General features: G+C 41.1%; 28 protein-coding genes. 21 read left to right on the forward strand and 7 right to left on the reverse strand.

Features of this window, described 5'->3' with window-relative positions; genetic code table 11:
* Nucleotides 1-59 precede the first annotated feature (59 nt).
* From ACP2AF_RS17755 to ACP2AF_RS17835, 17 genes are all read left to right on the forward strand, one after another.
* Complete coding sequence (locus ACP2AF_RS17755; RefSeq protein WP_425237483.1) at nucleotides 60-662, forward strand: DUF1643 domain-containing protein; 603 nt, start codon at nucleotides 60-62, stop codon at nucleotides 660-662.
* A 159-nt stretch (nucleotides 663-821) separates the two neighbouring features.
* Entirely contained in the window at nucleotides 822-1,538 is a 717-nt protein-coding gene (locus ACP2AF_RS17760; protein ID WP_425237484.1) for an SDR family NAD(P)-dependent oxidoreductase, read from the forward strand.
* A 193-nt stretch (nucleotides 1,539-1,731) separates the two neighbouring features.
* Nucleotides 1,732-2,451 (forward strand): sialate O-acetylesterase, encoded by a 720-nt coding sequence (locus ACP2AF_RS17765; RefSeq protein WP_425237485.1) that lies wholly within the window; start codon nucleotides 1,732-1,734, stop codon nucleotides 2,449-2,451.
* A gap of 258 nt (nucleotides 2,452-2,709) precedes the next feature.
* Entirely contained in the window at nucleotides 2,710-3,669 is a 960-nt protein-coding gene (locus ACP2AF_RS17770; RefSeq protein WP_425237486.1) for an NAD(P)-dependent alcohol dehydrogenase, read from the forward strand.
* 28 nt (nucleotides 3,670-3,697) lie between these two features.
* Complete coding sequence (locus ACP2AF_RS17775; protein ID WP_425237487.1) at nucleotides 3,698-4,048, forward strand: ribose-5-phosphate isomerase; 351 nt, start codon at nucleotides 3,698-3,700, stop codon at nucleotides 4,046-4,048.
* Nucleotides 4,049-4,104: 56 nt separating this feature from the next.
* Nucleotides 4,105-5,580 (forward strand): pyridoxal phosphate-dependent decarboxylase family protein, encoded by a 1,476-nt coding sequence (locus ACP2AF_RS17780; RefSeq protein WP_425237488.1) that lies wholly within the window; start codon nucleotides 4,105-4,107, stop codon nucleotides 5,578-5,580.
* An 81-nt stretch (nucleotides 5,581-5,661) separates the two neighbouring features.
* On the forward strand, nucleotides 5,662-6,507 hold the full coding sequence (locus ACP2AF_RS17785; protein WP_425237489.1) for an ATP-binding cassette domain-containing protein: 846 nt from the start codon (nucleotides 5,662-5,664) through the stop codon (nucleotides 6,505-6,507).
* The gene (locus ACP2AF_RS17790; RefSeq protein WP_425237490.1) at nucleotides 6,497-7,243 is read left to right on the forward strand and encodes a hypothetical protein; all 747 of its coding nucleotides are present in this window, start codon (nucleotides 6,497-6,499) and stop codon (nucleotides 7,241-7,243) included. The genes ACP2AF_RS17785 and ACP2AF_RS17790 overlap by 11 nt, the downstream gene beginning before the upstream one ends.
* 2 nt (nucleotides 7,244-7,245) lie before the next feature.
* Nucleotides 7,246-7,626: a GntR family transcriptional regulator gene (locus tag ACP2AF_RS17795; protein WP_425237491.1), complete on the forward strand. Its 381-nt coding sequence runs from the start codon at nucleotides 7,246-7,248 to the stop codon at nucleotides 7,624-7,626.
* Entirely contained in the window at nucleotides 7,613-8,155 is a 543-nt protein-coding gene (locus tag ACP2AF_RS17800) for a GIN domain-containing protein (RefSeq protein WP_425237492.1), read from the forward strand. The genes ACP2AF_RS17795 and ACP2AF_RS17800 overlap by 14 nt, the downstream gene beginning before the upstream one ends.
* Before the next feature lie 133 nt (nucleotides 8,156-8,288).
* The gene (locus ACP2AF_RS17805; RefSeq protein ID WP_425237493.1) at nucleotides 8,289-8,732 is read left to right on the forward strand and encodes a hypothetical protein; all 444 of its coding nucleotides are present in this window, start codon (nucleotides 8,289-8,291) and stop codon (nucleotides 8,730-8,732) included.
* 80 nt (nucleotides 8,733-8,812) lie between these two features.
* On the forward strand, nucleotides 8,813-9,499 hold the full coding sequence (locus ACP2AF_RS17810; protein WP_425237494.1) for a DUF4386 domain-containing protein: 687 nt from the start codon (nucleotides 8,813-8,815) through the stop codon (nucleotides 9,497-9,499).
* Between the two features lie 70 nt (nucleotides 9,500-9,569).
* A complete protein-coding gene (locus tag ACP2AF_RS17815) occupies nucleotides 9,570-10,400 on the forward strand; it encodes a DUF2306 domain-containing protein (RefSeq protein ID WP_425237495.1) in 831 nt (276 codons plus the stop codon).
* A 79-nt stretch (nucleotides 10,401-10,479) separates the two neighbouring features.
* Complete coding sequence (locus ACP2AF_RS17820) at nucleotides 10,480-11,628, forward strand: acyl-CoA dehydrogenase family protein (RefSeq protein ID WP_425237496.1); 1,149 nt, start codon at nucleotides 10,480-10,482, stop codon at nucleotides 11,626-11,628.
* Between the two features lie 249 nt (nucleotides 11,629-11,877).
* On the forward strand, nucleotides 11,878-12,846 hold the full coding sequence (locus ACP2AF_RS17825; protein ID WP_425237497.1) for an NAD(P)-dependent alcohol dehydrogenase: 969 nt from the start codon (nucleotides 11,878-11,880) through the stop codon (nucleotides 12,844-12,846).
* 106 nt (nucleotides 12,847-12,952) lie between these two features.
* Nucleotides 12,953-14,023, forward strand: coding sequence for a helix-turn-helix domain-containing protein (locus ACP2AF_RS17830; protein WP_425237498.1), 1,071 nt, complete (start codon nucleotides 12,953-12,955; stop codon nucleotides 14,021-14,023).
* Between the two features lie 123 nt (nucleotides 14,024-14,146).
* Nucleotides 14,147-15,583: an amidohydrolase family protein gene (locus ACP2AF_RS17835; protein ID WP_425237499.1), complete on the forward strand. Its 1,437-nt coding sequence runs from the start codon at nucleotides 14,147-14,149 to the stop codon at nucleotides 15,581-15,583.
* A gap of 41 nt (nucleotides 15,584-15,624) precedes the next feature.
* Here the strand turns inward: ACP2AF_RS17835 and carB are convergent, their stop codons facing one another.
* The gene (gene carB, locus ACP2AF_RS17840; RefSeq protein WP_425237500.1) at nucleotides 15,625-18,477 is read right to left on the reverse strand and encodes a carbamoyl-phosphate synthase large subunit; all 2,853 of its coding nucleotides are present in this window, start codon (nucleotides 18,475-18,477) and stop codon (nucleotides 15,625-15,627) included.
* A gap of 111 nt (nucleotides 18,478-18,588) precedes the next feature.
* On the reverse strand, nucleotides 18,589-18,747 hold the full coding sequence (gene rpmH / locus ACP2AF_RS17845; RefSeq protein ID WP_120711769.1) for a 50S ribosomal protein L34: 159 nt from the start codon (nucleotides 18,745-18,747) through the stop codon (nucleotides 18,589-18,591).
* Nucleotides 18,748-18,913: 166 nt separating this feature from the next.
* On the opposite strand from rpmH, the gene ACP2AF_RS17850 reads away from it, so the two are divergent.
* Nucleotides 18,914-19,795, forward strand: coding sequence for a DUF6263 family protein (locus ACP2AF_RS17850; protein WP_425237501.1), 882 nt, complete (start codon nucleotides 18,914-18,916; stop codon nucleotides 19,793-19,795).
* 9 nt (nucleotides 19,796-19,804) lie between these two features.
* A complete protein-coding gene (locus ACP2AF_RS17855) occupies nucleotides 19,805-20,320 on the forward strand; it encodes a DUF2892 domain-containing protein (protein ID WP_425237502.1) in 516 nt (171 codons plus the stop codon).
* Here ACP2AF_RS17855 and ACP2AF_RS17860 read toward each other — a convergent pair.
* Nucleotides 20,317-21,282: a lytic transglycosylase domain-containing protein gene (locus tag ACP2AF_RS17860; RefSeq protein ID WP_425237503.1), complete on the reverse strand. Its 966-nt coding sequence runs from the start codon at nucleotides 21,280-21,282 to the stop codon at nucleotides 20,317-20,319. The genes ACP2AF_RS17855 and ACP2AF_RS17860 overlap by 4 nt on opposite strands.
* A 43-nt stretch (nucleotides 21,283-21,325) precedes the next feature.
* On the reverse strand, nucleotides 21,326-21,988 hold the full coding sequence (locus ACP2AF_RS17865; RefSeq protein ID WP_425237504.1) for an alpha/beta hydrolase: 663 nt from the start codon (nucleotides 21,986-21,988) through the stop codon (nucleotides 21,326-21,328).
* A 166-nt stretch (nucleotides 21,989-22,154) separates the two neighbouring features.
* On the opposite strand from ACP2AF_RS17865, the gene ACP2AF_RS17870 reads away from it, so the two are divergent.
* On the forward strand, nucleotides 22,155-22,448 hold the full coding sequence (locus ACP2AF_RS17870) for a GNAT family N-acetyltransferase (protein ID WP_120711773.1): 294 nt from the start codon (nucleotides 22,155-22,157) through the stop codon (nucleotides 22,446-22,448).
* A 30-nt stretch (nucleotides 22,449-22,478) separates the two neighbouring features.
* Here the strand turns inward: ACP2AF_RS17870 and mtaB are convergent, their stop codons facing one another.
* From mtaB to ACP2AF_RS17885, 3 genes are all read right to left on the reverse strand, one after another.
* The gene (mtaB, locus tag ACP2AF_RS17875) at nucleotides 22,479-23,852 is read right to left on the reverse strand and encodes a tRNA (N(6)-L-threonylcarbamoyladenosine(37)-C(2))-methylthiotransferase MtaB (protein ID WP_425237505.1); all 1,374 of its coding nucleotides are present in this window, start codon (nucleotides 23,850-23,852) and stop codon (nucleotides 22,479-22,481) included.
* Nucleotides 23,853-23,958: 106 nt separating this feature from the next.
* Nucleotides 23,959-25,134 (reverse strand): GlmU family protein, encoded by a 1,176-nt coding sequence (locus tag ACP2AF_RS17880; protein WP_425237506.1) that lies wholly within the window; start codon nucleotides 25,132-25,134, stop codon nucleotides 23,959-23,961.
* 87 nt (nucleotides 25,135-25,221) lie between these two features.
* Nucleotides 25,222-25,518, reverse strand: a complete 297-nt coding sequence (locus tag ACP2AF_RS17885; protein ID WP_120711776.1) for a type B 50S ribosomal protein L31 — start codon at nucleotides 25,516-25,518, stop codon at nucleotides 25,222-25,224.
* A 167-nt stretch (nucleotides 25,519-25,685) separates the two neighbouring features.
* Between ACP2AF_RS17885 and ACP2AF_RS17890 the strand changes: the two genes are divergently transcribed.
* A complete protein-coding gene (locus tag ACP2AF_RS17890) occupies nucleotides 25,686-26,207 on the forward strand; it encodes a DUF4199 domain-containing protein (protein ID WP_425237507.1) in 522 nt (173 codons plus the stop codon).
* Nucleotides 26,208-26,227 lie beyond the last annotated feature (20 nt).

A 26,227-nucleotide genomic window follows, 5' to 3' on the forward strand; every position in this document is an offset into this window, starting at 1 on the left:
AACTAGTGATATCAAAGTGTACTTGTAAAGAATAAAGTCGGAGTTAAACCTCATAGGGAATGAAAACAAATCGAGAAATAATTTGTCTCCCAGAAAAAGACGACGAAAAACGATTTGTAATCGGAAAGTCAGGTAAACGGAATTTACTTTGCGTGGGTATCAATCCAAATAGCGCTGATGGGGAAAGGCTTGACCCGACTTCCCGGAATGTAGAAAAAATTGCACTAAACAATGGTTATGATGGCTGGATTCTGGTCAATCTATATCCCAGACGCGCAAAAAAAGTATCCTTTTTGGAAAGAGAGCCGGACAAAAAATTATTTGGGCAAAATCTGAAGCTAATCCAATCGATTGTAAGCAAAAACCAATTCGGATTTGACCAAGTTTGGCTCGCTTGGGGAAATGACATTGATGCTTTGCATCAACCCTATTTAAAAGAAGGTGCATACCATTTATGTACAATGTTACAGAGATTTAATCTGGATTTTATTTCGGCAGGAACCAATATTTCCGGGCATCCCACGCATCCAAGTCCACAGGCGATGGCCCAAAAGTTTGGAAAAAAATCACAAGATGTGAGGCTTACGTCTTTTGATGTTAAGAGCTATGTGACGAGAATAAGACAGGCAACGAAAATCGATTCGGCGACTATGATTGAATAAATTCTTTATCCCACAATCTGGATAGCGCAATATTCCTATGGGGTTCCAATAGCTTTCGAAATAAGGCAAAAGATCCCTTATCTTCGTTATACTTATAGAAGATATGTAGATTCTCTTGGTAATGCTGGACATCAATAAGAAAAGTAAAAAACTATTGCAATGACTAAAAAAGTAGCCTTGGTCACAGGAGTCAGTCGAGAAATGGGGCTTGGGTTTGAAACGGCCAAACAACTTCTGGATGTCGACTTCAATGTAATACTATCCGCACGAAATCTGGACAAAGCAACAAAACTTGCAGCGCGAATTGGAGCAACGGGAAGACAATTGGATGTAACCAATGAACAATCCGTTAATCAATTGTCATCTGAAATCGAGCAAAAGTTTGGAAAGTTGGATGTACTCGTTAATAATGCCGGTGCATATTTTGACCAAGGAGGACAGGCGCTGGAAGCCGATATGCAGTTTGTCAAGGATGCTTTGGATACCAACCTTTTAGGTGCATGGAGGGTATCAAAGGCTTTCATCGGTTTACTGCAAAAATCCGATAACGGTCGGATAGTAAATGTTTCAAGTGGTGCGGGGTCATTTACCGACCCGATTTTCGGAATGCAAAATCACCAAGGAAATGTTCCGGTCTATGCTATTACAAAACTAGCCTTAAACGGATTGACCGCAAAGTTGGCCAGAGAACTTAAGGAAACCAAAATAAAGGTCAATTCGGTTTGCCCAGGCTTCGTAGCAACCTATCCGGGTACTGAGCAATGGGGAGCTAGACCGGTAAGTGAAGGAGCCAAATCTATAGTATGGGCCGCAACATTACCGGAAAGCGGACCCAGTGGTGGATTCTTTAGGGATGGTAAAAGATTGAATTGGTAATGAATATAAAAGGATTCTTTTAATTATCAAATAGATAAACAGATCGATATTGAGCATTTTACAATGGTCACAGGTCTAAATAAAGCCCTTAAGGCCAGCGCATTGGCAAAGCACTATTATGAATGTTTCCCAAGCTCTTCAAAAATAAGTATTCCTGAATGGATAAAGAATGCCAAGCAAATACAGACATAATATGAAATTACAACTTGCCGTAGTCCTGGGTTTAGTGACAGTTTTATTGGTTTCCTGTAGCCCTAATCGCGAAGGAAAGCATCTTTTTATTCTTTCCGGACAATCCAATATGGTGGGGCTACTTCCCGAGGAATCCTTTACCCCTATCATCGAGACCCAATTTGGAACGGATAACGTGATTATTGTAAAAGATGCCCATGGGGGGCAACCCATCCGACGGTGGTACAGGGATTGGAAACCTTTGAAAGGAAACGAGCCCATAGCACAACCTGATTTATACGATTCCCTTTGGACCAAAACAAATACCGCAATTCAAAAAGGGAAAATAGAAACCGTTACGTTTATCTGGATGCAGGGCGAACGGGATGCACGGGAAAAACTGGGGGATGTCTACGAAAGAAGCTTGATCGGATTATACGATCAGCTCTCCGCAGACTTAAAACGAAATGACCTCAACTTCATCATTGGGCGGTTAAGCGATTTTGATATGCAGAACGAAAGGTATCCGCATTGGACGCTTATACGGGATATTCAGGTAAAGGTCGCAGAATCCAATCCGCGTTTTGGATGGATAAACACGGATGACCTTAATGACGGCTACAATAAAAATGGAAAGAAGATTAAGAACGATCTCCATATGTCCTCCGATGGTTATACGGAAATGGGGAAACGTTTTGCGGAACAGGCTATTCTACTTATGAGAGATGCAAAGAATCCATAGGAAGAAAGGCAGGACACCAAAATATTATGGATTTCAAATCCGTACTTAACCGATAAATTATTTTGGTGAATGATTAATCTAAAAAATGAAGTTGTCTGTAATTAAGTTATTGGGTTATTTTGTTGACACTTAATAATGCCCTAGTAACCCAATAACTCGGCAACTTTTGAAAATTGTACTATTAATAGAAACTGAAAGCCTTGCGGCCGTGTGCATACTTGCCTTTTCCAGGTAAGGTTTCAAATAACTATTTTTCCAATGAAAGCTGCCGTCCGCCGAAATTATGGTCCACCTGAAGGTATCCTTATCGAAGATTTGGAAAAACCGGTACCCAAGGATAATGAAGTTTTGGTTCGTGTAAAGGCTACCACGGTCAATCGAACCGATTGCGCCAATCTTAGGGCAAAACCTTTTATTATGCGCTTTGTCCTAGGGTTTTTAAAACCAAAAAAAATCATCTTGGGAACCGACTTTGCAGGCGATGTCGTCGCGACTGGAAAAAACATAAAATACTTTCATATCGGCGATAGGGTCTTCGGATTTAACGACACAGGGGTACAATCACAGGCCGAATATCTAACCTTGGCGGAAAATGGCAGTCTCTTCTCCATACCGGATGCGATAAGCTACGAGCAGGCGGCCGCCAGTTTGGAAGGGGCACATTATGCTTATACGTTTGTACACAAGGTGAATATCCAATCGGGCCAACGAATTCTGATCAATGGGGCTACCGGGGCTATAGGCTCGGCACTTTTACAGTTTGTTAGGCAGTATGATGTTCACATAACCGCTACTTGCAATACTAGAAATATCGAACTGGTTGAATCCCTGGGGGCAGATAAGACCTATGATTATACCCAAGAAGATTTCACAAAGGATACTGAAAAGTATGACTTTGTATTTGATGCGGTTGGCAAAAGTACCTATGGAAAATGCAAGCCCTTGTTAAAGCGCGAAGGCGTTTACATTTCCTCGGAACTGGGATCTTATTCCCAAAATGTGTTTTTTGCGCTCCTGACTTCCATTGCCGGAAAGAAGAAGGTTATTTTCCCTATACCCTACCCTACACAAGAAACCATACCCTATATCATAGACCTTTTGAAAACAAAAAAGTTCAGTCCGGTCATAGACCGGGAATATTCCTTACATGAAATCGCGCAAGCCTACGAATACGTCCTTACCGGAGAGAAAACGGGCAACGTTATCATTACCCCTTAAAAAAAGTAAAAACTACAAAGCACCAAATATGCCTAAAACCCAATATCGGATTTATGTGGTGGAACTATCCAAAAGGGTCTTTACCGAAAATAGACGGTTTCGAGAGGCCAATCCGCAATTCAATGGAGTATTGGAATGCCTGTACGTGGGCATGACCAGTAAGACCCCAAAGGAACGTTTTGCACAGCATAAAACGGGATACATCAATAAAAAAGGGCATAAACTTTCCTCCAACATCGTCCAGAAATACGGAAGCTATCTCCGCCCTAGCCTATACAATCATATCAAGCCTATGGAGAGTCGCGCTGAAGCACTAAAAATGGAAAGGCTATTGGCCATGGAGTTGCGACGAAAACGATATGCGGTTTGGTTCAATTGATATAATGAATGGAGTATCTTTATTCCGGAAAACCTCATATTTAAAGATAAAAATCCATGAACAAAAAGACTTCCGAAGAACCCTTCGAAACCTTGGACCCACAGGATTGGGAAAAATCAAAGGCCCTAATGCATCAAATGGTAGATGACGCCTTTGACTACATTTCTAAGGTCAGGGAGCGAAAGATTTGGCAGGATATGCCACCTGAAACCTTAGAAAGTTTTACCGCTTCGGTACCCCAACAACCCAATGATGCCAAATCTGTCTACGAGGATTTTGTACAACATGTACTACCCTATAACATGGGGAACCTTCATCCAAGATTCTGGGCATGGTATATGGGCAATGGAACCATTTCCGGGATTATGGGCGACTTCTGGGCCTCTGTAATGAACCCAAACCTGGGTGGGGGAAATCATGCAGCGCACAAAGTGGAGGGGCAGGTCATCAATTGGATGAAAGAAATCATCGGGTTTCCCGAAACGGCCAGCGGACTTTTGGTCAGTGGAGGTTCCATGGCCAATTTTACGGGATTGGCCATTGCCCGTAATGCGAAATGCGGCTACGATATCCGAAAAGAAGGCCTACGACCAGAGGATTCTGGAAAATTGAGGGTATACGCCTCAACCGAAATCCATAGCTGTAACCAGAAAGCCTTGGAACTTTTGGGATTGGGAGCGGACAGTCTTCAAAAAATTCCGGTCAATGCGGATTACACCATCAATTTGAAGGCACTGGAGTTGCAAATACAAAAGGATCGAGAAATCGGTTTACGGCCTTTTTGTATTATTGGAACTCCGGGTACGGTTAACACGGGAGCTATTGATGACCTAAATCGTCTTGCCGATATCTGCGAGACCGAAAATCTTTGGTTTCATGTAGATGGGGCCATTGGAGCCATTGCCATGTTATCACCACAGGTAAAACCCCTACTATCAGGTATAGAACGGGCACATTCCGTAGCATTGGATTTGCATAAATGGTTGCATATGCCTTTTGAATCGGGTTGTGTTCTGGTAAAAGATCAGAAAATGCATAAGGATACCTTTTCCCTGATTCCTGAATATTTGGCCAAGAATACCCGAGGAATCGCTTCGGGCGATAACTGGTTCAGCGAATACGGCCTACAATTATCCCGACGGTTTCGGGCGCTAAAGGTATGGATGTCCCTTAAGGAACATGGTACAGAACGCTTTGGGCGAATGATTACCCGAAATGTGGAACAGGCCCATTATCTGGGTGCGCTTATAGATTCCAACGAAAATTTGGAACTCATTGCACCGATTGGATTGGACATCGTGTGTTTTCGATACAACCCTGGAGGATTATCCTTGGAGGCTTTGAATGCCATCAATAAGGAAATTAAACTACAGTTGGAAGAAAGGGCCATCGCCTTGCCCGGGTACACCACTCTCGAAAACAGCTATTGCATCCGGGTAGCCATTGCCAACCATCGTTCTACAAAAGAAGATTTTGACGAATTGGCAAGAAGTGTTTTGGAATTGGGAAAGGAACTTCACCACTCCTATTGACCCTTCAAAATGCGATACTATTTTTCAATTTAAATTTTTTGCTTACATTTGTTGTGTACTAGTTAACTAATACACTAGATAATGTTACAGTTGGAAAACCTGTTTTACCACTATCCAAAATCCAAGACAATTTTGGAAAATGCTTCATTGACCTTTACCGAGGGCAATATTTATGGACTGTTCGGGAAAAACGGCGAGGGTAAAAGTACCTTGATGAAAATCATGGCGGGGCTGTTGTTTCCAAAATCAGGCCAGTGTACTATTCTGGGTCAGCAAACGGCCAAAAGATTCGCGAGCAGTCTACAACATTTGTTTTTAGTCCCTGAGGATTTTGAATTGCCTAACTTGACCATTGGGACCTATGAGAAAATATATTCTCCCTTTTATCCAGCGTTTTCCAAAAATCAGTTTTATAAACTTATACAACAGTTTAAACTCTATCCCCATGAAAGAATTACAAGGCTCTCGTTCGGACAAAAGAAAAAAGTACTTATTGCCTTTGGTATAGCTACACAGACCAAACTACTGCTTTTGGATGAACCTACCAACGGACTCGATATCCCTTCAAAAAGCCAATTCAGAAAGATAATGGCATCCGCAGTAGACCAAGGGAGGAGTATTATCATCTCTACCCATCAGGTTCGGGATCTGCACAGTTTGATCAATCACGTTGTAATCTTGGACAGTTGCAAGGTAGTTTTTGACCATTCCCTTTCCGAAGTCTCTGAAAACCTTTGGTTTGGACGAGCTTCGGAAATGGCCCAAGAAGCTATCCTTTATACTGAAACTTCTTTTGGAGGCAAGGCAGTAATGAGGCGTTCAGATCGTCCCGAAACCGAGGTAGATCTCGAGTTGTTGTTCAATGCCGTCCTCAATAATCCCAAAGGTGTCCAACTAGCCCTAGAACAAACATATCATGGAGTTTAATATCAAAAGAATAGGCTATGCGATACGAAAGGATGTGACCATCCTAAGGAATGCCGGTATCACAGCCTTGGCCGTAGCAGGTGGTATTCTTTTTATTGGTCTGTTTTTTATGACCCGAGGGGACGATTATCTATCCGCTGATGAATTTATGGGTCTATTTGGCCTCTGTTTTATTGTCTTGGGAGTGTTTTTCTGTTTTGCGGTTCTTAGGGAAAGTCATAATGTAAAATCCAACCATTTGTATTTCGCATTGCCCATTTCCCCATTGGAAAGGCTTACAGCCATCTGGTTGACCACCACTTTATTACACACCCTTGTTTTTACGGTGATGGCACTTTTGGTCGGGCAACTAGCGATCATTGCCGGAGGTATCGTTTTCGGTTCAGGTTTTCACTGGATATCCTTATTTTCTGATGGTTACGTAAAACTGGTCAAGGGATACTTCATCATACAACCTGTTTTTCTTTGTGGTGCTATGGCTTTTTCAAAAAATGGAATCGGAAAGACCCTTTTGACGCTCTTGTTGATTTTCATAGGAATGCTTTTTTATGGGCTCCTTCTTTTTTCGATACTCAACCATGGGCACGGGGTATATCCCGGGGATCTGATAGCGGACCAAGCCTTTGATAAGGCAAGCAAGGACTTTTCCGGAGTAGGCACTTGGTTTTTTATTCTCATTTTTGGCCCGTTGATGTTATTGGCCGCTTACTTTAAATTGGTTGAAAAGGAGGTGTAACCATGGATTTTGACAACGGCAAGCCCATTTATTTGCAAATCGTGGATTTTTTTTATGAGAATATCTTAATGAAAAAGTGGCTTGAAAATGAACGGATCCCTTCCGTACGGGAACTTGCCATGATGGTGGAAGTGAATCCCAATACGGCCATAAGGGCATTTAACCACCTGCAGGAGCTGGGGGTAATCCATAACAAAAGAGGTATCGGATATTTTGTTTCGGAGAATGGATATCAAAAAGTAATGGCCATTAAGAAGGGAGAGTTCATGGAGATAATCTTACCAGATGTCTTTAAAAAAATGAAAATGTTAGATGTGGAATTTGAAGAAGTAAAAAGCTCCTATACTAAATATAGAAACAAAACCGACCATGAAAACAAGTAATCTCATCGTATTGGGTGCATTGGGAGCCATCTTCGTTTTTATGACCGCTCTTCAGGTTAGAATGAGGGGTTATGTAAAAGAGGAAGTACTCCAGGATTATGGCAACTTCATCAAAAAAAACAGGGAAGTGTCCGAGTTTAAAAGAATTGTAATAAGGGATGGAATCCAAGTGGATTTTAAGCAAAGCCCTGAAACAACAATAAGCATTGAGGCACGTGAGGACTTAATGTCCTTTATAAAAACTGAGACTGTTGAGGAAACGCTGATTCTTGAAAAGACCAAGCAAATGCGGGGAAAGGATTCGGTAAAAGTGTTCGTTTCAAATGCTCGACTCAATTCTTTGAACGTAAGCTCGGGGGCATCATTTGTCACTCTGGGGATGGTCTCCGGCAATGATTTGAAGTTGGTCTTCCGAGGTGAAAGTGAAGGTAATCTAGAATTGAACTATGAATCGGTACAATGTACATTTTCCTCCGATTCCGAAGTAAGCCTAACAGGAAACAGCAAAAAAATAAATTTCTCAAAATAAAAATCAGAAAATGAACGGTTAGAGCCTGGACCCAACGGAACTATAAATCAGGCGAAATTGAAGTATCATCAATCATCAATCAAATTCATCAACCGATGCTGAGCGTAGGGAAAGCATCAAAAAACGAACAGTCATGATTTTAGCTAAAAACCAAAACCGCCCTTCGGAACAAGTATCAAAATTCCGATTGTATCTCATGCGCGGGCTTTATCTGCTCACATTTATCGGACTTGCCTTTCAAGCATGGGAAACCATTTTATTCCCTTCGGAGGCTTTGGATTACATTACTGGAGTCGCCTTTAGTTTTTGGGCAGCTTATGCAACGCTCATGGGACTTGGTATTAGGTATCCCATAAAGATGCTGCCTTTGCTATTTCTACAATTGTTTTATAAGGCGACATGGGCCTTAGGTGTGTATCTACCCATGAAAACAGCTTCCAAAGTTACGCCCGAAGCCGAATCGTTCTTCTGGATTTGTATTGTAGCCGTCATTCTTGATATAATAGTCATTCCATGGCCCTATGTATATAAAACTTATATCAAGAATTTTCTGAACCTAAAAATACATCTTGAATAAAGAAGGAAATCATTAATCATCAATCACATTCATCAACCCGTGCTGAGCGTAGTAGTCGAAGCATCAAAAAACGAACAATCATGAAAACAAATCAAAAAAAAGGTAGGATCATCGGGCTATTGCTTTTGTTAATTGTTGTAGCCGGGATTCCCTCGGTAAACCTTAGAGGGTTGTCCACTTCCATGGCGGCATCCCCGGAATTTTTAAATGAAGTTTTCCAAAAATCCATGCAGATGCGACTTGCAGTCTTATTGGATATTGTAGCAGGCGTCTTATGGCTTGTGGTAGCAGTCATACTTTTTCCTGTCATAAAGCAATATAAAAAAGGCATGGCCTTAGGCTTTTTTGGTATTTGGATAGTCTACTTCGCCGTTATTATATTCAGTAATATCAGTCATTTAACCCTGCTATCATTAAGTCAGGAATTTGTTAAAGCAGGAGCTACGGATATGAGTCATTTTGGTACATTGGGCCTTTTAAAAATTGAAGAATATTTCTGGGCACATTATATGGCCATAATGCTCTATGCCTCCGCAGCTTGGATATTCTATTACTTTTTATTCAGGACTAAGCTGATTCCAAGGTTTTTGTCGGCTTGGGGGCTTCTTGCCATTTCCCTAGCCTTTCTGGCATGCTGGCTGACTATTTTTGATGTCAGTATCAGCTTTTACTTCTTTCTGCAGAACGGACTACATATGATCGTTCTGTTGCTCTGGCTTCTGGTAAAAGGTTTCAATCCAACAGAAAAGGCCGTTCAATCGGCATAAATACAAATTCCATCATCAATCATCAATCATCAATCTAACTTGCCTTTGGCGAGTTCAAAAACGTACAGTCATGAATTCTAAACATCATTCCGTCCTGATTTCCCGAAGAAAAACTATATTTCCCAATAGGGCTTTAAGTTCAGCTGCTATTATTTGGTTTGTTACGGCAGTGCTAGGTCAGTGGATCTTTGCTTTTTATGTCGCCGCATTTTATGGCGGTGCCGCTATAAACGGAGACTTCATGAAATGGAACCGTGTGCTGCCACACGGTTATATTGAAGGTGATACAATCGGTAATACGGCTGTTGCGATACATCTTCTCTTCGCAATCGTCATTATGCTTGGGGGACCACTTCAATTTGTGCCTCAAATTAGAAACCGCTTTCCGTCATTTCATCGTTGGAATGGAAAATTGTATCTGGTTACTGCATTTATAGCCAGTTTTAGTGGTATTTATATGGTATTGACCAAAGGTACCATTACCGGGATCATAGGAGATATCAGCGTTAGTTTTAATGGGCTTTTAATTATGCTCTTCGCCCTGTTCGCATTGCGAATGGCGATGGTCAGAAAATTTAAGGAGCATGAGCGATGGGTACTTCGCTTGTTTTTGGTGGTCAATGGAGTTTGGTTTTTTAGGGTAGGCCTTATGCTATCCCTTTTTCTTAATGGAGGACCTTTTGGATTTGATCCCGAGACTTTTCGAGGTCCCTTCATTACTTTTCTGGGTATAGGCCAATATATGATTCCCCTTCTGATCTTGGAACTTTATTTTTTCACCAAGGACCGTACGGGTACATTCGGAAAGCTGACCATGGCCACCGCCCTATTTATAATGACCATTTTTATGGGACTTGGAATTTTTGCCGCGACCACGGGAATGTGGCTTCCACGTCTTTAGGCATTTACTAAATATTGTTTGTAACTAATTTGAAATTGCACCTACCAATAGTAGCCGTATTTCATTAAAAATTGAAAAAATGAACAACTCTGTTTTAGGAAGTAGACCGATTCAGGAAAAAGACGAATTGGAAAACGCTTATGAAAAACTCCTTGAAGTAGAAAAAGATAAAATGTATGAGCAGTTTTATGCTTTTCTAAGAACCACGAACCTACCTTACATCCCTTGTTTGGAGGATGATGTGGAGGTTGTATATCAAGAATGTTTCAAGACCTTACATAAATTGGGCGAGGTTTCAATTCCCGTTTCCGTCGCCTTATCCATGCATTATTATATTTTGGCATCCATTGCTACCTACCCATTCAAGAAAACAAGTCCACAATATTGGAAAAGGGAAATACTATTGAATAAAATTAAAAAGGAAAGGCTGCTTATAGCGAATACCGGTTCGGTCCGAACGTATGACAACCTATCTGGAAACAAGGGCATTTTGGCTATGAAAGAAAAGGATAATTATATTGTATATGGCCATGCACCCTTCATGTCCCTGGCCGGGATTGCAGATTATCTCGTCTTTACGGCAGAGTTATCCGATGGAGGCAAGGCCGTGTTTTTTGCTGCTTCGGACCATGCCCAAATCGAGTTTACCGATACTGTTTTTGGAGATACCATGCTAGGGTCGTTTACAAAATCCGTAAAATTTAAAAACTTACGGGTTCCGGTTTCAAATGTCATTAAATTAGATACCCAAACCAAGGATCGATCCGAGCTCTTAATATATCAAAGGTCATGGTTTCAGGCATTGGTATCGGCCCCATATCTAGGAGCTGCCAAATGCGTGATAAAGAACGTAAAGGGTTTTGGTGAACAAAAATTGAAAAAAGGGAAAAAACTATCGGAATCTGAACACTTTTTGAATAGCCTGGGAGAATTGGTCGTGAAATATAAAGGGGCGAGGCAACTATGCATGCAAGCGGGTCGCGCGCTATCAAAGTTCAAACAAGGAAACAAGGTCCTATTGGAAATGCTATTTGAAGCTTCCGTGCTGTCCAAATTCTTCGGTACGCATCATGCAGAAGAAATTGTGACCCAGGCCAGGTATATTATGGGGACCCAGTTTTTATCGCCCCAAACCATGACCCACAAAATTTACAAGGAGATTGTTTTTGGTCCTCTACAGCCTATGACCGATATTGATATTAAGGCCTATTTTAGCCAAAACCTATAAACCAGAACCATTTCATATGGGAGCCATAAATCATTCTAGTAATGGTTTGATTTGATAATAAAATCGTTTGTGGTTGTTGGATTATTAAGTTATTGGGTTGTTTTGTTGGTACTCGATAATAACTTTGTAACCCAATAACTGGACAACTCTTAAAAATCGAAATATTTCTAGATACTGAACCCGAAAATAAGGACGCACCAAAAGTATATAATTGCCTGCCGCAGGCAGGATTTCAACTAAAGATTGACTATGAAAGCCATGCGTAACGAAAAATATGGTTTACCCAACGTACTTCAATTGAAAGAAGTAGATAGACCTGTACCCAAAAACAATGAGGTCTTGGTAAAGGTAAATGCTTCGTCCATAAACTCCTGGGATTGGGACTACCTCACGGGGAAGCCCCTTGTATATCGGTTATTCTTTGGTCTGTTCAAGCCACGACACAAAATTTTAGGAGCCGATATCGCCGGACAGGTAATTTCAGTTGGTGGGGAGGCCAAACTGTACAAACCTGGGGATATGGTCTATGGAGACCTATCCGCATACCATTGGGGTGGTTTTGCCGAATTTGTGTGTGCCGATGAAAACCTTCTGTCCGCAAAGCCGGCCAACCTAACAGATGAAGAGGCCGCGGCCGTTCCCCAAGCTGGCGTACTCGCGCTCCAAGGATTACGTTACAATGGTGATATTAAGGAAGGGCAGAAAGTCTTGATCAATGGTGCCGGAGGTGGCGTAGGTACCTTTGCCTTACAACTGGCCAAGCTTTGGGGTGCAGAAGTAACTGCGGTGGATTGCCTTGAAAAACTGGAAACACTTCGCAATTTGGGGGCAGACCATGTAATTGATTACCAAAAAGAGGACTTTACGAAAACTGAAAAGAAGTATGATCTGGTACTGGATGTTATTGCTAAAAAACCGCTTTCGCGATACGAAAACACTTTAAATCACAATGGTGCGTTTGTCGTGGTGGGAGGCTCGGTAACATTGCTGTTGAAACTGGCTATCAAATCCATATTTTCCAAGAGTTTCAGTAAGAAAATGGGAATCCTTATGCACAAACCGAACCAACAGGATTTAAAAGTACTCCGAGAATTATTGGAATCGGAAAAACTAAAACCCATTGTAGACCAATGTTTTCCTTTGGCCAAAACCCGTGACGCTTTCACATACTATGGAAAAAACCTGGTAAAGGGAAAAATCGTTATTGCCGTTAGGTAGCCTTTAGGCTTAAAAAATATCATTTTCCAAAAAAACAAATAACCCTATATTCGTAAATAAGCTCGTCCTGTTTTGTCATTACCACAGTTGACCGAACCCCTAGACCATGACCATCTATATTGCCGATATCATTCCCCTCATCATCATTCTTCAAAGTATCCTTTTTGCATTGGTTCTCCTTACCGATAAAGGTTCCAAAAGAATAAGTAATGGTTATCTCGCTTCCTTTCTGATCATGCTTGCCTTACAGTTTACAGTGTTGTTAAATGAAACTTATGGAGCCCCCAATGCTTTTCTTAGTGCAACACTCTGTGTCTATGGATTTGCCTACGGCCCATTGTTATATTTATACTCCAGATCTTTGATGTATCGTAAGTTTCGTTTTTCTCTTCTACAATTGGCCCACTTCTTACCCTTTGTCATTTTGCTTTTGCTTGCAGCACTTGGCTATTCATTTTGCGGAAGATTTGGATTTTTGCTATATGTAAGTCTTCTTACCTATAGCACTTTGGCCATCCTAAAAGTTATCACCTACCGAAAAATTGTAAAAGAGACCCAATCATCATTGAGTCGCACCGACCTGGTATGGCTCCAATGGACGATTATTATTTTTTGCATCGCGCTGCTTTTGGATATGGTCGATCAGCTTTTTTGGAGCACCGATCTTAAAGCTGGTATTTCATCCATTCACGTAATGATCCTATTGCTTATCAATTGGATGTTCTACAAAGGACTTAAACAACCTCAGATTTTTTTGGGTGTTACGCCATTGGATGAAGCCGTCTTTATGGAAAAAAGCAAAACTCCTTCCAAAACAACTCCGGATACCTTCGAAAAACAAGATCTTGAACACATTCAAACTTTTATGAGGGAAAGCAATCCTTATACGGATCCGGACCTTAGTCTGAAGCAACTTTCAGAGCGGTTGCAAATACCGCCCAGAAGGCTGTCCTATTTGATCAATGCCTTTTTGGGGCAGAATTTCATGGGTTTCATTAATAATCATCGTATCGAAAAAGCAAAATCACGTTTGCAGTATCCAAAGGATAAAGGCGAAACTATATTGGAAGTAATGTACGAGGTGGGCTTTAACTCAAAATCCTCGTTCAACACCTTATTCAAACGAAAAACCGGTTTGACTCCTTCGGAATACAGGAAAAAATATCATTCTTCCTAGTTCATATTCCAGCGCACGAAAATCTAAATCCATTACCCGGTCAAAAATCGGTTCGAGTTCGTGAATGCGAACTTTTGGTACCTAAAAGTCTAATTTCTTTGTGTTTTATCATCAAACACATTTATGAAAAGAGTACGAAGATTTATAAGAAAACTTTTTAGGGTTATTGCCATTATTCTTCTAACCTTTTTACTAGGTCTGATTATCATTATTCTAGTCTCAAGGAAGGATTATGGCAATCTGGAATCAGGTATTGGACAAGAAAATAAGACATTGGCCCTTACCCAGGTTAACATCATCAGTATGGACCAAGGTCGCGAAATATTGGAAAAACACAAGACACTATTAATAGATAACGGCCTGATTACAGGTATTCTTCCAGATTCGGTTTCCATACCAAGTGGATATTCGGTCAAAAGCTTAGACGGGAAATACGTGATGCCGGGCCTAATTGACATGCATACCCATATCTTTGATCGATCCGATCTTGCCATGTACTTGGGGTACGGTGTAACCACAGTACGGAATATGATGGGTTTTCCCATGCATTTGAGGTGGCGGGAACAGGTAAACAATAGTACATATCCTGGAGCAACATTAATCACTGCTTCGCCGACCATAAACAGTGGAGCCAATACAGGTCCTTTCCATAAAAACATAAAAACACCTCAAGAAGGTATGGAAGCTGTGAATGCGTATAAAAAGAAAGGGTACGACTTCATCAAAATCTATGATGGGCTCGATCAACAACAATTTGAAAGTATTATGCAAGAAGCCGATCATTTGGATATGGACGTGGCCGGGCATCCGCCACATGCTATAGACCTGGATGTACTTTTACAATACCCCATTACCTCTTTTGAACATATTGAAGAAGTTATACAGGGGATGATGGATTACAAACTGGACACCGTTATGGGAAGGGAAATTGCAAAAAAATTAAAACAAAATGGTGCAAAGGTTACCGCTACCCTATCACCCTTTCACCATATTTATAAAACCACGGTTGAAGGGGAACCATTCATGAATTCAATCCCAAAAGTCCCGATAAATCCATTTATTGAATTTATAGGCAAGAAACAGCTTTCCCAATGGATCGACTCCAATGAAGGCACTTACAAATGGCATGTGGATAAATACCGTTGCATGCAAGACCTAGTCCGTATTTTAAATGAGGAAGGGGTAACCTTGTTACTTGGAACCGATACCGGACCGAATCTGACCGCTCCAGGACTTACCTTGCATGAGGAGATTGCATTGTTACACGAAAACAGCCTAAGCCCCTATGCCATAATAAAATCGGGCACCATAGATGCAGCCAATACCTTGGGTATGCAAAATGAAATAGGTTCCGTTACCAAGGGTAAAAAATCGCAATTGTTGATTTTGGATGATGATCCATTGACTAACTTGGATACCATGAGGAAGCCCTACGCTATAATCAACAATACCCAGTGGTACGATGAAGGGAAAATCGATGGCTTGAGAAAACTGGGAAGCAACAAATCCGGTATCCTAATGACCTTAGGCCGATTTCTTGACCATATACTTAGTAAGTAAACGTAATTCGGCATGAATCCTCCCATGTCCTGTTGCGCATCCTACTTGCTCAAATACATCTTTCTACGTCCATACAAATCGTAAAATTCGTCATCCTTTAAACTGTCTATGAATAGAATACTTTCGCCGGTACTTTTCATTTCAGGACCCAAATTCTTGTTGACATTGGGGAATTTATTGAAGGAGAACACGGGTTGCTTAATGGCAAATCCTTCCAATTGAGGATTGAATTTGAAATCCTTAACCTTATTTTCGCCTAACATCACTTTTGTAGCGTAGTTTACATAAGGCTCCTTGTAGGCTTTAGCAATAAAGGGTACCGTTCTGGATGCCCTAGGGTTGGCCTCTATGATGTAAACCATATCATCTTTGATAGCAAACTGGATGTTGATGAGCCCAACAGTCTTTAAAGCTAAGGCGATCTTCTTGGTATGATCCTTAATCTGCTGCATTACGAACTCTCCTAAATTAAAGGGAGGTAGGGTAGCATTGGAATCCCCGGAATGGATGCCGCAAGGCTCAATATGCTCCATAATCCCGATGATGTAAATCTCATCACCATCACAGATGGCATCCGCTTCAGCTTCAATAGCTCCATCCAGATAATGGTCCAAAAGCAGTTTGTTATTTGGGATTTTGCGCAATAGGTCCACTACGTGTGCTTCCAACTCCTCTTTATTGATGACAATTTTCATTCCTTGGCCACCCAATACGTACGAAGGTCGTACCAATAAGGGGAAGCCCAGTTCATCGGCCAATTGCAATGCTTCATCCGCCGTTTCGGCTACTCCAAACTTTGGATAGGGAATGTTATTCTCCTTGAGCAAAGTGGAAAAACTGCCCCGATCTTCGGCCAAATCCAAGGATTTAAAACTAGTGCCGATAATCTTTATTCCGTATTTATCCAATTTTTCCGCCAACTTCAAGGCAGTTTGGCCTCCTAATTGGACAATTACACCTTCTGGCTTCTCATGACGGATGATATCATAAATATGCTCCCAGAAAACAGGTTCAAAATAGAGCTTGTCCGCCGTATCAAAATCCGTGGAGACCGTTTCCGGATTGCAATTGATCATTATGGTTTCATATCCACATTCGGCAGCGGCCAACACCCCGTGTACACAACAGTAGTCAAATTCTATCCCTTGCCCTATCCTATTTGGACCCGAACCTAGAACTACTATTTTCTTTCGGTCCGTAACCACGCTATCATTTTCTACATACCGTTCCCCATCGGGTGTTTCTATCTCAGCCTCGAAAGTAGAATAGTAGTAAGGCGTCATTGCCTTAAATTCGGCGGCACAGGTATCTACCAATTTGTAGACGCGATTAACACCCATTTCCGCGCGCTTGTTATAAACTTCGCTCTCCCAACAATCCAGCATATGGGCAATCTGCCGATCGGCAAAACCTTTTTGCTTGGCCTCCAGCATCAATTCCTTACTTAAGGTTGCAATGGTATAGGTAGATATTTCTTTTTCTAGCTGATACAGTTCCTCGTATTGCTTAAGGAACCACATATCTATTCTAGTGATATCATGAATACGACTTAATGGAATTCCCATTTGAATGGCATCGTAGATTACGAATACCCTATCCCAGCTCGGAATGGTCAATTTGCTGATTATCTGATTATAATCCTTATACCCTTTTCCATCGGCACCTAATCCATTACGCTTAATTTCAAGGGATTGCGTAGCCTTATGTAACGCCTCTTGAAAGGAACGGCCAATGCCCATTACCTCGCCAACGGCCTTCATCTGCAAACCTAAAGTACGGTCTGAGCCTTCGAACTTGTCAAAATTCCATCGCGGTATTTTCACAATTACATAATCCAAAGTGGGTTCGAACAATGCCGAGGTAGATTTGGTAATCTGGTTTTCCAACTCATCCAAATGGTAACCGACGGCTAACTTGGCAGCTATCTTGGCAATAGGATAACCCGTGGCCTTGGAAGCCAAAGCAGATGATCTTGATACCCTGGGGTTGATCTCAATGGCAATAATATCCTCTTTTTCATCAGGGCTTACTGCAAACTGTACATTACAGCCTCCAGCAAAGTCACCGATACTGCGCATCATTTTTATCGCCATATCCCGCATGCGCTGGAAGGTCCTATCCGAAAGTGTCATGGCCGGGGCCACCGTTATGGAATCTCCGGTATGTATACCCATAGGATCCATATTCTCTATGGTACAGATAATGACCACATTATCATTCTTGTCCCGTAGAAGTTCAAGTTCATACTCCTTCCAACCCATCATGGCCTTGTCTATCATCACCTCATGGATAGGTGAAATCTCCAGACCCCGGCTTAGAAGTTCATCAAAATCTTCTGGTTTGTAAACAATTGCAGCGCCTGCTCCTCCTAGTGTGTACGATGCTCTTATAACCAAAGGAAAACCAAACTCCTGGGCAATTTCTTTTCCCTTTAGAAATGAGGTGGCCGTGGCCTGTGGCGCCATACCTATCCCTATCTCCATCATCAATGCCCTAAACCTTTCCCGGTCCTCGGTAATATCTATGGCATCAATATCTACACCTATAATCTCTACATCAAAATCTTTCCAAATACCCTTTTCATCTGCTTCAATACAAAGGTTTAATGCCGTCTGTCCGCCCATCGTCGGTAATACGGCATCTATTTGCGGGTGCTTTTTTAAGATTTCCAGAATCGATTTTGTGGTCAACGGTTTAAGGTAGATATGATCTGCCATAACCGGATCCGTCATAATAGTGGCCGGGTTACTATTGATCAATATGGTTTCAATTCCATCTTCCTTAAGGCTTCGTAAAGCCTGAGATCCGGAATAGTCGAACTCACAGGCCTGTCCGATGATTATAGGTCCAGAACCTATTATCAAAATCGATTTTAAATCTTTTCTTTTGGGCATTTTTTATGTTTAGGTTTTAATCAGTTGGCACCGAAAAAGGTTCGGTGTGGACAAAAAAAAGGTGCTACTTCCGAAAAAGTAACACCTTGGTATTGTTATAATGTTCAATCATTATTTTTTGTGTCTCGGCTCAGAGGATACGGATAATTTTTTTCTTCCCTTGGCCCTTCTTCTGGCAAGTACCTTTCTGCCATTGGCAGTAGCCATACGCTCCCTAAACCCATGTTTGTTCCTTCTCTTTCGCTTGGATGGCTGAAATGTTCTTTTCATTTTTGAGCCTTTAAATACTTATTATACGTTACCTTGGACATTTTGCCCATAAAATTCTGGGCGCAAATATACGAAGAGTTTTTGCTTTGCCAAATGGAAATATAAAAATGTTTCGGTTTGTTTTTATTACTTTTGCGGCATTGGATAATTTGGATTTTTTCCCACTATGAAAAAGGTTTTACTCCTATTATTTTTATTGTTTTTCGGGCCATGGGCCACGAGCCAAGTAAAATTGGAATACAAGCTGGAAAAGGATGATGTATTCACTATTAAGCAAGAGGCCAAACAGGTAATTACCCAAAAACTGGAAGGAGCAGAACATGAATTGACCAATGTAATCGATGGTGTTTTGGAATTTAAGGTCCTAGGTGAGGAAGATGATAATTACGAAATAGCGTTGACTTTTAAAGATCTTAATCTCAAAATGGTATCCAGCATACAGGGAGAATTGATGAATGTGGCCGCAAAGGAAATCGTAGAGGGTGATATGCAATCACACATTTTCAATAGCTTATTGGAGCATCCTATACAAATGACCCTTTCCAGGAATGGACATATCCTAAGGGTACGGGGCGGCGATAGTCTTGTGGCAAAAATGGCCCAAGCTTCTGGATTGGAAGATGAGTTTTCCCTTAATATGATGAAAAAATCCTTGGAAAAGGAATTTGGATCGGAAGCCTTATCCAACAGCTATGAACAAATGACCTATCTCTACCCCCAACAACAAGTTGGACCGGGAGATACTTGGGAAAATGAGTACACCGGAAAGCTAAGCACAAAAAATAAATGGACTTTAGAAACCATTGAGGACACCAGCGCAAAAATTACGGGAAAGGCCGAAGTAATTATGGACATTACCGAACCTGCCACCACAATGAATCTTTCCGGAACACAGGCCACCCATATCACCACGGATATATCATCTGGTTTTATAAAAAAAATGAAGGTAGAGGGCGAATCCAAAGGTACGGGCACTATGGCACAATTGGGAGATCAAAAGATTCCGACTACTATAACGTCCACAATTACATACGAACGAATCAATTAAAGTAAGAACATGTTCAACAAGAATATTAAGCTCGTTATTGCCGGACTAATTATAGCTTATGCCGTTTATCAGTTTACGGAAGGGTATATAGGCAACGGCATTGCATTGATTCTATTTTCGCTCATTTTCATCTTCCTATACTTTAGGAACGAGATGATTCTATTGGCCTTTTTGCGGATGCGGAAACAGGATATGGAAGGCACGCAAAAATGGTTGGACAAAATAAAGAACCCAGAGGCAGCCTTGATTACCAAACAGCAAGGGTATTACAATTATATGCACGGTATACTGCATTCACAAAAAAACTTGACCCAGGCCGAAAAATATTTTAGGAAAGCTTTAAAATTGGGACTTACCATGGATTATGATATAGCTATGGCCAAACTGAGCCTTGCCGGCATAGCCATGCAAAAACGTCGCAAAAGGGAAGCCACTACATTACTTCAAGAAGCTAAGAAGCTGGACAAGAACAACATGCTTACAGAACAGATTAAAATGATGCAGCAACAAATGAAGCGGATTTAAGGATTGCTGGATACCTTATAATAGCCTTTGTTGGGAATTTCTATGATATATTTTTTCTTGGAAGCATTATTTAGATGCGGTTCCCGAAGCCACGGATTATGGCGTTTTAGAATCTTGTAATTTATTTCATACTGTTGGGCAAAATCGGCAAAGCTAAAAACCGGTTCATCCACTTCTACACGAAATGTAGGTACGGTCGTATACATATCTTCCTTATCGATTTCAAAACCATACTTTTCCGGATGGGTAAGGATTTCCTTAATCGCCATAATACGAAATACATAACGTCCGGTTTCCTGGCCAAGTAAAAGGTCATAGTAATCTCCCACCTGCTGTATTCCCATAAATTTGTTGATGGCCCCAGGACCTGCGTTGTAAGCGGCCGCTGTTAAGGTCCAACTCCCATATTTCTCTTTCCACTTGTTCAAGTATTTGCAAGCAACCTCGGTGGATTTTTCCAAATGATAACGCTCATCAACATTCTTGTTCACTTCAAGTCCATACTCTTGTCCGGTTCCTTTCATTATCTGCCAAAAACCAGTGGCACCCGCATGCGAAACTACGTTCTGAAGTCCGCTTTCGGCAACGGCCAAATACTTAAAATCATCCGGAATACCATTCTTGGCCAGGATAGGTTCAATTATGGGAAAGTACTTATGGGCTCGCTTCATCAACAAAAGGGCATTGGACTGCCAATAGGTATTCACCAAAAACTCCCTATCTACGCGCTCCATCACTTCGGGATCATCTTGTGGTACGGGTTCCCCAGCAAAATTCAAATCTTCCGGGATATCTATTGCAGATATTTTATATTCCTTGGCAACGTTCTTGCCAGGGTCGTTTTCCGCTACATCCATAGCATCATCGCTTTGCTCTTCTACCCTATTTTGTACTGCAAATACTAATGTGCTCACTACGAAAAACACTCCTAAAAGCATTAAAACGTTCTTTATTATCTTCATTTTACCGGATTTGTTGTTATTCAAAGGTATTAATACAACTCTCTTATTCCAAAATAATTGTGGGCAGGTGTTCATTGAACCATTTGGCCCGATGTATGATCATAGTATGGGTCCCATTCTTTACGGTAATGCAATCTTTAATATTGCCGATAGGAAATACCGGGTCTTTTTCACCATGGATGTGCACGAGATGTTCTGGGCAATTTTGTTGATTCCAATTTATGATTTGATCTAGGGACCAATCTATATAATACTTGTCCCTAATGGAAAGATATTGTTCGTAAAGTTTTAGCCGTTTGGTGATGTTTTCTCCAAAGGCATACTTGGCCAGAAGTTCTACATTATTCACCAGACCCGTAGGCAGTAGTTTATGCGCTTTGGTGTACTTGGCAAAAATCATTTTTTTTGGTAATTCAGAAGTGCTTTTTACACTGGACACGATAATCGTTTTTTTTATTGGAATATACTTCGCCATTTCCTGAACCAGCATACCTCCAAAGGACACGCCCAAAAGCACAGGGTTTTCATGAACGATTTTTTTGTTCATTTCAACGGCATACTCGGATAACGTCATGTCCTTTTTAGGAACAAACCATTCCAACAAATGCTGTTCAAATTTTTCCTCGGGAAGTGCTATCTTTTCAAATATAGTTGGATTTGCGGCCATTCCCGGCATAAAATAAACATGGGTTTTATCATAGGGCATAATGGTCGGACTTTGTGTTTTACTAGGAAAACTCTATTTTTTTCCCTACTTTTGTACAATCATTGGAAGTTGACCCCAACATCTTAATCTCAAAGTAAAAATATAAAATTACGATTGTAGAACATCGTGATTTTTTTGTCTAAGACCAACATTAAAATCAAACTATATGAACGAAATGGAAATCAAGGACAATAGTTTCTTGCGCCAATTTGAAACTAGGCTTAATGGACATTTAGCTAAAATCGAATACTCCTCGCAGGAAAGAAAGGTCTTTTTGACCAAGCTGGTAGTGCCTGAAGAAATTACCAAAGAAGGCTTTAAGGAAGATTTTATAAAATCCGTCCTTCATCACATTCAGGAACAAAACCAAAGAGTTGTTCCAACCAGCCCACAAATAGCGGGTTTTCTACGGAAAAATAGACAATACAAGGAGATGTTGCCGGTAGGCATCAGAATTTAAAAAATGAAATCCCGCAATTAGCGGGATTTTTTATACCTCCACTTTACTTTCAATAAACTCAAATCGAACCAAACCGTCTTCATCGATTCGCGTCAGTTCAATTTCATGTAATGTATTTACCAATTTGGGATTCCAAGGGGCTTTAACCTTTACATAGTTTTCCGTAAACCCATGAATATATCCCTCCTTGTTCTCCCCTTCGAACAATACGGTTCTAACACTGCCCAACTGACCTTCATAAAAAGCCCTTCGTTTTTTGGCTGAAAGCCCGCGCAACATTTTACTACGTTTGTTTCTAATATTCTTGGAAACGGCACCTTTCATAACCGCGGCGGGCGTATTGTCCCTTTCTGAATAGGTAAACACATGTAGATAAGAAATATCCAATTCGTTAAGGAAATGGTAGGTTTCCAAAAAATGGGCATCGGTCTCTCCAGGAAACCCTACAATAACATCCACGCCAATGCAGGCATGGGGCATAATTTCCTTTATCCTTTGCACTCTTTCCACGTATAGGTTGCGTAGATAGCGCCGACGCATGAGTTTTAAGATCTCATCGCTGCCACTTTGTAATGGAATATGGAAATGAGGAACGAAGGAATTGCTGTTCGCCACAAAATCTATTGTCTCGTTTTTTAAAAGATTAGGCTCTATGGAAGATATCCGAAGCCGATGAATTCCCGCTACCCTATCCAAGGCCTTGATCAAATCCAAAAAAGTGTGTTCATGTTTTTTATTGCCAAACTCTCCCTTGCCATAATCCCCTATATTCACCCCTGTCAATACAATTTCCCGAATTCCCTTGGCAGCGATTTCAGCAGCATTGTCCAAAACGTTTTCAAGGGTATCACTTCTTGAAATCCCACGTGCCAGAGGAATGGTGCAATACGTGCACTTGTAATCACAGCCGTCCTGTACTTTTAAAAATGCACGTGTCCTATCCCCTATGGAATAACTACCAACATAAAAGTCGGCTTCCTCAATTTCACAGGAATGAATTTGGGCCATCCTTCCACTGCCTGCCCGACCATGCCATTCAGGCGGGCGCTCAGGGTGACTACTGAGAAGGTCGTTTATATAGTCCGTAATCTTGAATTTTTCAGTAGCTCCCAAAACCAAATCCACCCCATCCACGGCGGCCAACTCTTCTGGTTTTAATTGGGCGTAACAGCCAATGGCGGCTACAAATGCTTCGGGATTGGCTTTTTGTACCTGTCGCACAATGGTCTTAAAACGCTTGTCCGCATTCTCTGTAACCGAGCAGGTATTTATGACGTACATATCCGCCGGTTGCGAAAAATCTACCCGCTCAAATCCTTCCGATACAAAACCTCTTGCAATGGTAGAGGTCTCGGAGAAATTAAGCTTACAACCGAGTGTGTAAAAAGCGACTTTCTTTTTCATTTTAGGACTGCAAATATAGGGCAAAGTTGTTATAGATGCGTGAAGTTATAGGCTTTAAGTTCTTCAGAATCAACTTAAAATCGAAGAGTAAAACAGCCAAAACCATTCAATAGTTCCGCCACTTTTGGGTGAGTTCAAAAACATGGTTTAGGATATTGGCCTCCTTTTCATCAAACTCCACATGTCTTCTGGCCATCATTACTTTGGCCGCCTCAAACGCCTTTCTTGGAAGATAGGTGCTAAAACCGGAAGCCCCGCCCCAACTAAAACTGGGAACAAAATTACGGGGGAAGCCGGGTACATAAATATTGGAATTCACCCCGATTACAGTCCCTGTGTTGAACATGGTATTAATGGCCGTTTTACTATGATCACCCATCATTAAACCGCAAAATTGTAATCCCGTCCGTTCAAAGCTTTCCGTAGCATAGTTCCATAGTCGCACTTTGGCATAGTTGTTTTTTAAGTTGGAATTATTACTGTCGGCACCAATATTACACCACTCGCCCAATACGGCATTCCCGAGGTATCCTTCATGACCCTTGCTGGAATAGCCAAAGATTACCGAGTTGCTTATTTCACCACAAACTTTTCCATAAGGGCCAACTGTAGTAGGACCGTAAATCTTGGCTCCCATTTTCACCACGGCATTGTCACATAAAGCAAATGCCCCTCGAATAAGGTTACCTTCCCAAACCTCGGAATCCTTTCCCAAATAGATAGGCCCTTCCGAGGCGTTTAAGACACTATATTCCACTTTTGCCCCTTCTTCCAGGAATATCTTTTCTGGGCAGATCAATTGATTTGTATTGGGAATAGGCGCGCTTTTTCTTCCCCTGGTAAGAAAATCAAAATCGGCCTGTAGGGCTTCCCCATTTTTAGAAAAGATATCCCAGGTACGTTCCACCCGTAAAGCTTTCCCTGCATAAACCACTTGCTTGAAACTTGAAAAATCGGCTTCTTCCTTAACCTGGTTTGCACAATAGGCTATAACTTCATCCTTAAGATAAATCGCCTCATTTCGTTTTAGCCCTTTCACCAAGTTGGTCAATTCCATATTTGGCAAGAAGGAAGCATTGATGAAAGTATTCTCTTCCTCGAGCATCAAAGGAAACTTTTCTTGTAGATAGTCCTCGGTTTTGGAACTTGTAACTACACCTAGATGGCGTTCCCATTTCTCCCTAATGGTCAAAATTCCTATGCGGATATCAGCAACTGGCCTAGTATAGGTAAAGGGAAGCAAATGGTTTCTAACGTTTCCGTCAAAAAGGACATAATTCATCGTATGGGTGGTTTGGAACAAAATTAAAAAAATTACGCCCCCGATTTTGGTCGGAGGCGTTAACTATTTTTTGCAAGGGTGTATCCTTTATTCGCTTTTATCCTTTGAAGCGTCCTTTTGTGGAGCTGCCGGCTTCTTTTTGAACTTATCGTACTTGCTCTTAAACTTATCTATACGCCCTGCCGTATCCAAAAATTTAGCTTTGCCGGTATAAAATGGATGTGATGTTCTGGAAATCTCCAATTTCACCAATGGATATTCCACCCCGTCTACTTCCAAAGTTTCCTTGGTGTTGGCGGTGGATTTGGTGATGAACACATCGTCATTGGACATATCCTTAAAAGCGACCAATCTATAGTTTTCTGGGTGTATCCCTTTCTTCATCGGTATAGTACTTTAAATGCTTTTCCTAAAAGTGGTGCAAATTTAGACAATTTTCAGAAATCTGCAATTTTAATTCCCAAAAAAGAGAAACAAAATAGTGTATCTTTAAATGTAACAAAAATGTTAAAAAGCACACTAAACTAATAACAACCTAAAAACAAAATCAAATGGAAGAAAATCAACCGAAAACAGGGAAATATGCATTTCGATTTGGATTATTGCTAGGGCTCGTGTCCATTGTTTTTTCGATAATGCTCTTTACAATGGACATGCATTATGAACAAAATACTACTGTCCAAATTGTTTCCATCATTCTGGCGGCCGCGGCAATAACCTTGGGAGTTTCACAATTTAAAAAAGATAGCGGAGGGTTTTTAAAGCTTTCCGATGCCTTAAAAATAGGAACAGGAATAGCCTTGGTCGCGGGAATTTTAGGCTTGCTTTATTTTTTCATCCAATCTAACATCATAGAACCTGATTATTGGGACAAGGCGTATGAAATTGGAAAGCAAAAGGCGTTGCAGAACAATCCAGAACTTACGGAGGAACAAATAGATCAAGGGATAGAAATGCAGAAAAAATTCAAATGGCTGTTCTACCCTATTGGTCTTATTATTAACATCATCGTCGGGTTGGTATTGGGATTGATCGTTGGGTTGATCATGAAGAAGCAGAAACCTGCTTATTAATTGCAAAGTTGTATTTTTGG

Origin of the sequence: Ulvibacterium sp., assembly GCF_965248315.1 — a bacterium.
Taxonomy (GTDB): Bacteria; Bacteroidota; Bacteroidia; order Flavobacteriales; family Flavobacteriaceae; genus Ulvibacterium.